We start from the raw sequence: 14243 nt of genomic DNA on the forward strand, positions 1-14243 counted from the left end.
GGACTCCGCTCACAAACCACTTCATGGCGACATTCTATTTGAATGAAAACCTCGCCCCGCCCCCCAGAAATATGGCTGACCCAATAATATATAAATAACTGAATACCAGCTGTATGCAAAAACAGTCTACCTGACACTCAACACCAAGCTGTTCTATTGTCTGATGGGCCACATCTACCGACGGTACCATATGCCCAGCAGTATATGGAAATACTTCACCGTGAAACCGCTGGCCAACTGCTGAATGCATTGGGCAACAGGAAAAAATGAACGGGTTCATCGAAGAGCTGTTCGAAATGGCACCCCTCCGTATGAAACTTGAGAAAGAGAAAACATCTCTTAATCAAATATTACGCTGTTAACCTAACAGTTATGGGTTCCTAACAGGCCTGCACCAATGGTTATCTGCGCTTTTCATGCCATCGTCTCCGATGACTGTGTAAGCCTCGCTTCCTGTAAGAGGATAACCCTTTCAGGCTAACATGAATAAGTTGACTTCTACATGTTTATAATAAAGCTAAAGGTCTTATATAAATTCTCGTTTCATGGACTTTCATTGCAAAATAAATACACTTTCCCTGCCAGTTTTCCGCTTACACTGTGAACGTAGATTCCCTTTTTATCTTACTAAGATATGATACACCAGACAACAACAAACATTTTTAAAAAAACCGTAAAACAAGTAATAAAAGTTAATTATTTACGATAAATACCAACTATTAAACCTTATAATTAATTTAATCAGAATTTAATTTCAATAACAATCTGTTTATTATATATTAGAAACAAACCAACATATTTCACACTCTCAGGTAATAACTAATGTTAAAAAAGTCATTTCATACATTAATGTGAAGCATCGTATCCTCCTATGGCTCTAAGAAGTCATAGCGAAAGTAGTATGGCAATTCCACTTTCGAAACAGGAGACTACCACTTCGTTCCCGATAGCCATACCGGGCGGGCTTTCCCCATCTCAGCGACATGGTTTTAAAGGCAGAACCATGGTAACGCATTTGAAATATCACGTTTGACACGACACTATCCTCCTGTAAATGCTCAAATAACGGCTAAGGAAGAAGTGGTGGTTTTTGGGGAGATTTGGCTTTAATAAAGCTGGTATATCACTGCGCAGAGTATCTTTAATTGTGCATCAGGCTACCTCGAAATATGATAGAGTAACATAAAACATACAGTGGATGGCTTTAATTATCAATAGCATTTGAATAGAGCTAATGATGAAATAATTATAAAAATCTCGTTGAGAAAAAATATGATAATATGATGAAAGTGCTACTCAAACCTCTTATAGCAATTGTTTTTTTATTTTTAATTGGCCTGTCGGGATTAGTTCATGCACAGTCCGATCCCGAAACTTCTGAAATAGACATCATCCAAGAGCGCTTTTATCAGGGTTTTATTTCTTCTCCAAGCGTTGAGTCTAACGACCAGAACGTAACAAATCTTATGGCCAGTCAGGAAGGGGACGGTTCCTGGTCTGACATTGATTATCAGTCGAATGCACAATCAATCTGGCCACCGGGCGACCATCTTTACCGTCTTGAAATCTATGCCAGGTCGTATTCCAATCCTGCAAGTGATTATTACAACTCAGCAGATCTTTTGTCAAGGATTGAAACTACCATCACGTACTGGCTAAACCTTGATCCCGAACCGAGCAGTACCAACTGGTTTTTTTATGCCATCAGTGTCCCTAAGGATATTGGGAATACGCTTATAGCACTCCGGGAGGCCCCCAATGGCATTTCTACTGCGATGGAGAATGATCTGCTCGACTGGATGACCAAAAGTAACAGACCATTTTCAGATTTTACTGAAAGCGGAGGGCCTAACCTTACCGATGTTGCCCAGCACTATATGATGCGGGCCTGTATCACCAATGATGAGCACTTGCTTTCAGAAACCGTAGAAGCAGTTTCGGCATCGATCAAAATTGATCCTGAAAGCGGTATACAGCCCGATAATTCCTTTAAGGCACATGGGCCCCAACTCTATACCTATGGTTATGGAACGGAGTTTATAAAAGGAATTGGAGTCATTGGGAATAGTGTAGTGGGCACTTCCTTTGCATTTCCTGTGGGAAAAATGGCTATTTTTTCTGATTTCATGCGTAAGGGCTTTATGAAACCGGTCCGCGGCCAATATGTGGATTTTAACAATTTCGGACGTGGGATCAGCCGCCCAAACAATGCAAGAGCCCAGCCAAGTATTATTGCCCCCATTTCACAGATTGACCTGCCGGAACACAAAAGCGAATACGAGGATGCAATAGCCCGGATGAAGGGGGAAAAGGATGCTTCCTATAATATAGTTCCTGAACATTACCACTATTGGACCACGGATTATTCCCTTCATATCCGTCCGGAATATACCTTTGGCCTGCGTTCAGTATCCAGGCGCACGGCAAAGTCTGAGGCAGGTAACGGGGAAAATGAAAAAGGACATTTCCTGGCGGAAGGGGTGACCTACATCGGGGTGAGCGGTGATGAATACTACAATATCTATCCCACCTGGGACTGGAACAAGATCCCGGGAACGACCACCCCGGAAATCACCTCTTATCCCAAAAGGCCTCAATGGGGAGGCAATTTGGGTACTTCCTCCTTTGTGGGCGGGGTTTCCGACGGAGTGTACGGCGTGAGTGCCTATGCCATGGACGACTATGGTACCCGGGCAAAAAAATCATGGTTCTTCTTTGATGATGAAATCGTGTGCCTGGGCTCCGGTATTGAGGCAACGGCCGCTGAAGCAATCAACACCACGGTCAACCAGAGCCACCTGACCACGGACGTGAACGTGTCCACCACGGGAGGGACATCTGTCCTCTCTTCGGGAATGCGCAGCTACAACGGAGACCTGAAATGGGTGACGCAGGGAAATGTGGGGTACCTGTTCCCTTCCGGGGGTAATATCAGCCTGTCGAACCAGACCCAGACCGGGACATGGAAAAGCATCAATACCAGTCAGTCTGATGCCGAAGTGAGCCACGAGGTGTTCAAACTGTGGTTCAACCACGGCGTTGCCCCCCAGGACGCTTCCTATTCCTATGTAGTTTTACCGGGAAAAGGGACGCCGACAGCGATGCAGGGGTATGACCAAAGCCGTATCGATATATTGGTGAACAGCGACAGCGTCCAGGCGGTGCTGCACCGCACGCTGAACATCCTGCAGGTGGTGTTTTATAAAGCGGCCACCCTGAAGTACGGCGATGTGCTGCTGAAAGCTGACAGGGCGTGTACGGTGATGCTGACAGATCCCGGATCGGCAGAAGTGGCCGCATCCGTGGCAGATCCTGCCCAGACCCACAGCGAACTGAACCTGGTGTATAAGAACGGAGTTCTTGGGGAACCCCGTACACTGACCATGACCTTGCCTTCCGGCGATTATGCGGGGAGCACGGTTTCCGGGAAGATCAACAGTACGCTGCCTGTTTATGTACCGCCTGCTCCTCCGATCATGAGCCTTGTGGCCATAGCCGATTCCTATGTCCGCGACGGAAGTCACAGTTCCAAAAATTACGGGACAGAAACGGGTCTAGTGGTAAAGGACAATCCCAGCAGTTATCTTCGGGAATCCCTGTTGAAATTTGACCTTTCGGCGCTGCCTGCCCAGACCGACAGCGTTGTCCTGCGTCTTTATGTGAAGGAGACCAATGCCGATATTGAAAAAGGTGTCAAATGGAAGTTCTATAAGGTACCCAATGATTGGAGCGAAACCTCTGTTTCCTACGATGATAAACCGGCGGCCACCGGGGATCCTATCGGTGAGGTACGGGGATCGTCTGCGGGGACCTATGTGAAACTTAATGTGTCCGGGGCGCTGCAGGACCACAGCACAGACCAACTGTCATTGCTTGTAGTAGCAGACCTTTCTTCATTTTCTTCCGGGGGTAATTCAAGCTGGACAGACGCTACATTTGCTTCCCGCGAGAGCACAGAGGAGGGGATCCGTCCACAGCTTTTGGTATATGGTGATGCCCCTGAGGAAGCGGTTACCGGTTCTGTTGTCGCAGAGGCCGATGCGTTTGTGGACAAGGATAATCCTGACAATAATTACGGGTCCAACGGCTATATGGCAGCCCAGCAGGACCGCAGGGATATATTTCTGCGATTTGATATCAGTGACGTTGATCCCGATAAGGTCACATCGGCCAAAATGCGTGTCTTTTTTAAGAATGACGAGACCTCCGTCGGGCTGAACCTGCACCCTGTGGCAGACAATACCTGGGAGGAAACGGGGATCACCTGGAACAATGCACCTGCCGGGGGAGATGTGATCGCCACGGTGTCCGGTGAAAGCAAAGCTAAGCAAGAGGCGGCAGCATTTGATATTACCAGCCAGTTACAGAACTATCAGTCCGATGGGGAACCCGGCTATATTACCTTCAAGATCTCATCGGCTTCGGGCTCGGGGGTATATTTAGATTTTTATACCAGAAATAGTCCGGAAACGGAATATCATCCCAAGCTAGTTTATGAAGAGGGAGGGACAACAGCTTCAACTTCTGAAATCGACATCATTCAAGAGCGCATTTATCAGGGTTTTATTTCTTCTCCAAGCGTTGAGTCTAACGACCAAAACGTAGCAAATCTTATGGCCAGTCAGGAAGAAGACGGTTCCTGGTCTGATATTGATTATCAGTCGAATGCACAATCAATCTGGCCACCGGGCAACCATTTTTCCCGTCTTGAGGTCTATGCCAGATCGTATTCCAATCCTGCAAGTGATTATTACAACTCACCGGAACTGTTGTCAACGATTGAAACTACCATCACGTACTGGCTCGAACTTGATCCCGAACCGAGCAGTACCAACTGGTTTTTTTACACCATTGGTGTCCCTAAGGATATTGGGAATACGCTTATAGCACTCCGGGAGGCCCCCAATGGCATTTCTACTGCGATGGAGAATGATTTAATTGCCGTGATGACCAAAGGACATCCTATTACGCATGGGTATATAACCGGCTCAGCGTCAAATACTACTGATGTGGCTCAGCATCAAATCATGCGGGCCTGTCTAACGGATAATGCAGCACTGCTTTCGGAAGCTGTGGATGCCGTGACAGCCTGGATAAAAATAGATGTTGAGGCAGGTATACAGCCCGATAATTCCTTTAAGGCACATGGGCCCCAACTCTATACCTATGGTTATGGAACGGAGTTTATAAAAGGAATTGGAGTCATTGGGAATAGTGTAGTGGGCACTTCCTTTGCATTTCCTGCGGGAAAAATGGCTATTTTTTCTGATTTCATGCGTAAAGGTTTTATGGAGCCTGTGCGCGGGAGATATGTGGATTTTAATGTGTTCGGACGTGGGATCAGCCGCCCAAACAATGCAAGAGCCCAGCCAAATATTATTGCCCCCATTTCACAGATTGACCTGCCGGAACACAAAAGCGAATACGAGGATGCAATAGCCCGGATGAAGGGGGAAAAGGATGCTTCCTATAATATAGTTCCTGAACATTACCACTATTGGACCACGGATTATTCCCTTCATATCCGTCCGGAATATACCTTTGGCCTGCGTTCAGTATCCAGGCGCACGGCAAAGTCTGAGTCGGGCAACGGGGAAAATATTAAAGGAAATTTCATGACTGAAGGGGTGACCTACATCGGGGTGAGCGGTGATGAATACTACAATATCTATCCCACCTGGGACTGGAACAAGATCCCGGGAACAACTACTCCTGAAATCACTTCTTTTCCCAGCAGGACCAGTTGGGGAAGTAATTTGGGTACTTCCTCCTTTGTGGGCGGGGTTTCCGACGGGGTGTACGGCGTGAGTGCCTATGCCATGGACGACTATGGTACCCGGGCAAAAAAATCATGGTTCTTCTTTGATGATGAAATCGTGTGCCTGGGCTCCGGTATTGAGGCAACGGCCGCTGAAGCAATCAACACCACGGTCAACCAGAGCCACCTGACCACGGACGTGAACGTGTCCACCACGGGAGGGGCATCTGTCCTCTCTTCGGGAATACGCAGCTACAACGGAGACCTGAAATGGGTGACGCAGGGAAATGTGGGGTACCTGTTCCCTTCCGGGGGTAATATCAACCTGTCGAACCAGACCCAGACCGGGACATGGAAAAGCATCAATACCAATCAGTCTGATGCCGAAGTGAGCCACGAGGTGTTCAAACTGTGGTTCAACCACGGTGTTGCCCCCCAGGACGCTTCCTATTCCTATGTAGTTTTACCGGGAAAAGGGACACCGGCAGCGATGCAAAGCTATGACCAAAGCCGTATCGATATATTGGTGAACAGTGACAGCGTCCAGGCGGTGCTGCACCGCACGCTGAACATCCTGCAGGTGGTGTTTTATAAAGCGGCCACCCTGAAGTACGGCGATGTGCTGCTGAAAGCTGACAGGGCGTGTACGGTGATGCTGACAGATCCCGGATCGGCAGAAGTGGCCGCATCCGTGGCAGATCCTGCCCAGACCCACAGCGAACTGAACCTGGTGTATAAGAACGGAGTTCTTGGGGAACCCCGTACACTGACCATGACCTTGCCTTCCGGCGATTATGCGGGGAGCACGGTTTCCGGGAAGATCAACAGTGCACTGCCTGTTTATGTACCGCCCGCTCCTCCGGTTATGAGCCTTGTGGCCATAGAAGATTCCTATGTCAGGGACGGGGTCCACAGTTCCAAAAATTTTGGAACAGAAACGGGTCTGGTGGTAAAGGACAACCCGAGCAGTTATCTTCGGGAATCCCTTTTGAAATTTGACCTTTCGGGGCTGCCTGTGCAGACCGACAGCGTTGTCCTGCGTCTTTATGTGAAGGGGGCCAATACCGATATTGAAAAAGGAGTCAGATGGAAGTTCTATAAGGTAGCCGATGACTGGGGCGAAACCACAGTTACCTATGACAACAGACCGGCAGCGACCGGGGATCCCATCGGTGAGGTATGGGGATCGTCTGCAGGGACCTATGTGACACTTAATGTGTCCGGGGCACTGCAGGACCACGGCACAGGCCAGCTGTCATTGCTTGTGGCAGCAGACCTTTCCTCATTTTCTTCCGGGGGTAATACGGGCTGGACAGACGCTACATTTGCTTCCCGCGAGAGTACAGCGGAGGAGACACGTCCGCAGCTTTTGGTATATGGTGATGCCCCTGAGGAAGCGGTTACCGGTTCTGTTGTCGCAGAGGCCGATGCGTTTGTGGACAAGAATAACCCTGACACTAATTACGGGTCCAACAGTTATATGGCAGCCCAGCAGGACCGCAGGGATATATTTCTGCGGTTTGATATCAGCGACATTGATCCCGATAAGGTCACATCGGCCAAAATGCTTGTTTTTTTTCAGAATGACGAGACCTCCGTGGGGCTGAACCTGCACCCTGTGGCAGACAATACCTGGGGGGAGACTGGGATCACCTGGAACAATGCACCTGCCGGGGGAGGTGTGATCGCCACGGTGTCCGGTGAAAGCAAAGCTAAGCAAGAGGCGGCAGCATTTGATATTACCAGCCAGTTACAGAACTATCAGTCCGATGGGGAACCCGGCTATATTACCTTCAAGATATCATCGGTTTCGTGGGCATATTTAGATTTTTATACCATAAACAGTCCGGAAACGGAATATCGTCCCAAGATCGTTTATGAAGAGGGGGACCCTTCGGGAACAACAGCTTCAAATTCTGAAATTGACATTATTGAAGAACGCTTTTACCAGAAATTCCTTTCCTCTGAAAGTGTGGGATCCAATGATCAGAAGGTAGTAGTTCTATCAGACAGTCAAAATGCAGACGGTTCCTGGCCTGATATCGATTATCAATCACAGGATAATGTAATATGGCCTCCTGGAAGGCATTTTAAGATGCTTGAAGTTTATGTAAGGTCTTATACAAATCCTGAAAGTGCCTATTACCGCTCAGCGGAACTTCTTCAGAGGATAGAAACGACCATAACTTATTGGGTTGAGCTGAATCCTGAGCCAGAAAGTGTTAACTGGTATCATGGCACAATAGGACTTCCCAAGAGGATCGGACAAATTCTCATAGCTCTCAGACAAGTTCCAGAGACTATACCGGTTATGTTGGAAAATGAGTTGCTTGCCTGGATGACCAAAGGACTGCCTATCACTCACCAATATATGGTTGGCTCAGCGTCAAACACTTCTGACGTAGCCCAGCATCAGATTATGCGGGCCTGTCTAACGGATGATCCGGTACTTCTTTCGGAAACTGTTGATGTCGTGACAGCCTGGATTAAAATTGATATCAAGGCTGGTATTCAGCCTGATTATTCTTTTAAGGCACATGGTTCTCAGTTGTATATTTATGGTTACGGGTCGGAATTCATTAAAGGTATTGGACTGATTGGTAGTGTGATTTCCGGTACTTCCTATGCGTTTTCCGCCGAAAAAATGGCCATCCTATCAAATTTTGTCCGCAAAGGCTTTATTAAGCCGCTTCGTGGTGGTTTTGCTGATCTTAACAATTTTGGACGTGGAATTACAAGGCCAAACAATGGGAAGGCTCCTAAAAGCCTTATAGGCACCATTTCAGTAATTGATCTTCCGGAACATAAAAGTGAATACGATGATGCGATCGCCCGTATGACTGGAGAAAAGGAGCCATCTTACAACCTTTCGCCTGAACATACCCATTATTGGACCACCGATTATTCATTGCACCTTAGACCAGAGTATACCTTTGGCCTCCGGTTAGTTTCAAACCGCACAATAAAGTCGGAAGGGAGCAGTACCGAAAATCTGAAAGGTCATTTTTTGGCAGAGGGTGTCACCTATATTGCTGTTGATGGGGATGAATACTACAATATCTATCCCACTTGGGACTGGAACAAGATCCCGGGAACAACTACCCCTGAAATCACTTCTTTTCCGACAAGGCCTTCATGGTGGAACGACAAAGGTGTAGCCTCCTTTGTTGGCGGGGTTTCCGACGGGGTGTACGGCGTGAGTGCCTATGCCATGGACGACTATGGTACCCGGGCAAAAAAATCATGGTTCTTCTTTGATGATGAAATCGTGTGCCTGGGCTCCGGTATTGAGGCAACGGCCGCTGAAGCAATCAACACCACGGTCAACCAGAGCCACCTGACCACGGACGTGAACGTGTCCACCACGGGAGGGGCATCTGTCCTCTCTTCGGGAATACGCAGCTACAACGGAGACCTGAAATGGGTGACGCAGGGAAATGTGGGGTACCTGTTCCCTTCCGGGGGTAATATCAACCTGTCGAACCAGACCCAGACCGGGACATGGAAAAGCATCAATACCAATCAGTCTGATGCCGAAGTGAGCCACGAGGTGTTCAAACTGTGGTTCAACCACGGTGTTGCCCCCCAGGACGCTTCCTATTCCTATGTAGTTTTACCGGGAAAAGGGACGCCGGCAGCGATGCAAAGCTATGACCAAAGCCGTATCGATATATTGGTGAACAGTGACAGCGTCCAGGCGGTGCTGCACCGCACGCTGAACATCCTGCAGGTGGTGTTTTATAAAGCGGCCACCCTGAAGTACGGCGATGTGCTGCTGAAAGCTGACAGGGCGTGTACGGTGATGCTGACAGATCCCGGATCGGCAGAAGTGGCCGCATCCGTGGCAGATCCTGCCCAGACCCACAGCGAACTGAACCTGGTGTATAAGAACGGAGTTCTTGGGGAACCCCGTACACTGACCATGACCTTGCCTTCCGGCGATTATGCGGGGAGCACGGTTTCCGGGAAGATCAACAGTACGCTGCCTGTTTATGTACCGCCTGCTCCTCCGATCATGAGCCTTGTGGCCATAGCCGATTCCTATGTCCGCGACGGAAGTCACAGTTCCAAAAATTACGGGACAGAAACGGGTCTAGTGGTAAAGGACAATCCCAGCAGTTATCTTCGGGAATCCCTGTTAAAATTTGACCTTTCGGCGCTGCCTGTGCAGACCGACAGCGTTGTCCTGCGTCTTTATGTGAAGGAGACCAATGCCGATATTGAAAAAGGTGTCAAATGGAAGTTCTATAAGGTAGCCGATGACTGGGGCGAAACCACAGTTACCTATGACAACAGACCGGCAGCGACCGGGGATCCTATCGGTGAGGTACGGGGATCGTCTGCGGGGACCTATGTGAAACTTAATGTGTCCGGGGCGCTACAGGACCACGGCACAGACCAACTGTCATTGCTTGTAGTAGCAGACCTTTCTTCATTTTCTTCCGGGGGTAATTCAAGCTGGACAGACGCTACATTTGGTTCCCGAGAGAGCACAGAGGAGGGGATCCGTCCACAGCTTTTGGTATATGGTGAGCTTCCACTGGCAATTACAGGCCATAGTCAGACCAATGTAAGCTGCTCCGGAGGTGCAGATGGCTCGGCGACTATTTCCGTAGACGGTGGGAGTGGAAACTACACTTACCTGTGGTCACCTTCAGGCGGAACAGGTGTAAAAGCTACAGGTTTGGCAGCGGGAGAATATACGGTGACAGTTACGGACTCTAATGGTCTTACGGTAACTCAATCGTTTGAGATAACCCAAGCTGAAACTTCAATGCATGTGCATCCGACACAGAATAATGTGAGCTGCAATGGTGGCTCGGACGGTTCGGCAACCGTATCGGTAACTGGCGGAAGTGAGGACTACACCTATTCCTGGTCTACCGGCGGAAGCGATGCAACGGCCACAGAATTGACAGCGGGGACCTATACCGTAACGGTAACCGACGGGTTTGGCTGTACAGTCACCAAATCCTTCGAAATCACCGAGCCTGAAGCCCTTGTCGCGACACTTTCTGCCCAGAACAGCGTTAGTTGCAATGGCGGATCAGACGGTTTGGCGACCGTATCGGTAACTGGCGGAAGCGGGGACTACACCTATTCCTGGTCTACCGGCGGAAGCGACGCAACGGCCACAGGGCTGACAGCGGGAACCTATACCGTGACGGTAACCGATGGGAATAATTGTACGGTAACTAAACCCGTCGAAATCACCGAAGCCGAAACTTCAATGCATGTGCATCCGACACAGAATAATGTGAGCTGCAATGGTGGCTCGGACGGTTCGGCAACCGTATCGGTAACTGGCGGAAGCGAGGACTACACCTATTCCTGGTCTACCGGCGGAAGCGGCGCAACGGCCACAGAACTGACAGCGGGGACCTATACCGTAACGGTAACCGACGGGTTTGGTTGTGCGGTAACCCAATCATTTGAAATCACCGAACCTGATCCAATAGTATTCCATGGGAAGAGGTTGTCCAACGGAAAAGCGGGTAGAACATATGATGAGACTGTAAGTGCTTCAGGAAGCCAGGGAGAATTTACATACTCTATCCAGAGCGGTAAACTGCCTGTAGGGTTAAACCTGTCTTCCACAGGCCACATCAGCGGAATCCCAGAAGAAGCGGGAGACTTCATCATTGAAATCAGCGTAGCAGACAAATGCTCATCAGAGCATGCAAGCTTCTCAATAGAAATTGCAAAACAAAATCAAAGCCTCACATTCAAACCTTTCCCTTCAGGTGTGATGTACGGAGAGGGTTCTATCAATGTTGATGCAGGTGCAAGTTCAGGTCTTAAGGTGAAATATACATCATCAAATCCTTCAGTAGCCGTTATCAATGGGCAGCAAGTGGATATTGTTGGAGCTGGAACAGCGACCATTACTGCAGTACAGGAAGGTAACGATGAATTTGAATCGGCAAGTAAAGACCAAGAACTGACCGTTGGGTTACGTTCGATCAATGTGACCGTTGATAGAAAGCACAAAACTTATGGGGAACCCGATCCCGTCTTGACTTATACGGCAACGGGTTTTGCCAATGGAGAAGATGAATCTATTTTAAGAGGCTCATTGGACAGGGTTTCTGGAGAAGGCACAGGCACCTACGCTATCCGGCAAGGAACCCTGAGTGTAGGTTCCAATTACACAATCAATTTTGAAGGAGCTGACTTTTCAATCAGCCCGGCAGCACTGAAGGTGAAGGCCGACAGCCATAGCAAGATATATGGCGAGGGTGATCCGGTGTTCACCGTTGGATATGAGGGCTTCGTAAACGGAGAGGACAAAACCGTCCTTGGTGGAAGCCTTTCGGTAAAACGGGCTGCTGGAGAAGATGCCGGATCATATGCGGTTACACCTTCTGGTTACACAGCCAAAAACTATACGATTGACTATGCGGACGGCAACCTGGAAATTGTACCGGCAGCACTGAAGGTGAAGGCCGACAGCCATAGCAAAATATATGGCGAGGGTGATCCGATGTTCACCGTGGGATATGAGGGCTTCGTAAACGGAGAGGACAAAGCCGTCCTTGGTGGAAGCCTTTCGGTAAAACGGGCTGATGGAGAGGATGCCGGATCATATGCGGTTATACCTTCTGGTTACACAGCCGAAAACTATACGATCGACTATGCGGACGGCAACCTGGAAATTGTACCGGCAGCACTGAAGGTGAAGGCCGACAGCCATAGCAAAATATATGGCGAGGGTGATCCGATGTTCACCGTGGGATATGAGGGCTTCGTAAACGGAGAGGACAAAACCGTCCTTGGTGGAAGCCTTTCGGTAAAACGGGCTGATGGAGAGGATGCCGGATCATATGCGGTTATACCTTCTGGTTACACAGCCGAAAACTATACGATCGACTATGCGGACGGCAACCTGGAAATTGTACCGGCAGCACTGAAGGTGAAGGCCGACAGCCATAGCAAAATATATGGCGAGGGTGATCCGATGTTCACCGTGGGATATGAGGGCTTCGTAAACGGAGAGGACAAAACCGTCCTTGGTGGAAGCCTTTCGGTAAAACGGGCTGATGGAGAGGATGCCGGATCATATGCGGTTACACCTTCTGGTTACACAGCCGAAAACTATACGATCGACTATGCGGACGGCAACCTGGAAATTGTACCGGCAGCACTGAAGGTGAAGGCCGACAGCCATAGCAAAATATATGGCGAGGGTGATCCGATGTTCACCGTGGGATATGAGGGCTTCGTAAACGGAGAGGACAAAACCGTCCTTGGTGGAAACCTTTCGGTAAAACGGGCTGCTGGAGAAGATGCCGGATCATATGCGGTTACACCTTCTGGTTACACAGCCGAAAACTATACGATCGACTATGCGGACGGCAACCTGGAAATTGTACCGGCAGCACTGAAGGTGAAGGCCGACAGCCATAGCAAGATATATGGCGAGGGTGATCCGATGCTGACATACAAAGCTATGGGTTTTACAAATCATGACGATAGTGCGGTACTTACTGGAGAGCTGTCCAGAACCGCAGGGGATGATTTGGGGAGTTATCCGATCAACATTGGTACCCTCTCAGCTGGGGATAACTATGCTATTCAATTCGAGGGGGCCTTATTTACCATAGAACCGGTACAAATTGAGGAGATTTTCACCCCAGCCCCGGTAGAGGTAGCATGGGGCGTATCACCCGGGGAGGTGAACCTACCGGAAAACGTCCTGATAAGAACCCGACATGATGAAATGATCAATCTTGCGGTGATCTGGGACAAAGGACCTATTAACCTGAGAAGCAGGGGAACCTACCAAATAACCGGAGAACTTGTCTTACCGAAAAGTATCGATGATAATACACCGGAACCATACATGGACGTAACGGTCCTCGCAAAACCTGTCCCGACCGACATCACACTCGATCATGATCAGTTTGAGGCATCGGTCGATCATACGCCAATTGCTGTGGGAGCATGTACGGTTATTGATCCGGTTGATAGCCAACACACGCTTGGCTTAGTTCCGAAAGCCGCCGATAACCGGTACTTCTCCTTATCAGGAACTACTCTCTACTGGGACAGCGAAGAAACAGTAGCCGGGAAGACTTCTTTCGACCTGTTATTACAGGTGACGGATGCGGACGGGAATATTATGGAGAAGACATTTACGGTTACCCGTCTTCGAAAACCACTTAATGAGGTGGTGATTTATAATAGCTTTACGCCGGACAATAACGGTTCCAATGATAGCTGGGGTGTCAGTGAACTACAGCTTTATACTGAGGTGAGATTTATGATCTTTGAGCGAAGCGGTAAACGGGTTTTCTATACCGAAGATCCTAAGAAACGGTGGGACGGAACATATAACGGGAATAAAATGCCTTCCGGAACTTACTTCTGGGTAATAGAAGTAAAAGAAACCGGTGAAGTAAGGAAAGGAACATTAAACCTGTTGAGATGATGGTGCGTTTTTCGATTATTTCCAATTGGTATGTGGATATACAATCAGATAAGC

Annotated in this window: 1 protein-coding gene; it reads left to right on the top strand. The window is 48.7% G+C overall.

Features of this window, described 5'->3' with window-relative positions:
- The first annotated feature begins 1280 nt into the window (after positions 1-1280).
- Positions 1281-14189: a polysaccharide lyase family 8 super-sandwich domain-containing protein gene (locus FKX85_RS16025; RefSeq protein ID WP_141615699.1), complete on the top strand. Its 12909-nt coding sequence runs from the start codon at positions 1281-1283 to the stop codon at positions 14187-14189.
- The last annotated feature ends 54 nt before the right edge of the window (positions 14190-14243 follow it).

This window comes from Echinicola soli, assembly GCF_006575665.1.
Taxonomy (GTDB): Bacteria; Bacteroidota; Bacteroidia; order Cytophagales; family Cyclobacteriaceae; genus Echinicola; species Echinicola soli.

Excerpts from the sequence above, each read along its gene's own strand:
- FKX85_RS16025 (WP_141615699.1), top strand. The coding sequence starts at position 1,281 with ATGATGAAAGTGCTACTCAAACCTCTTATAGCAATTGTTTTTTTATTT.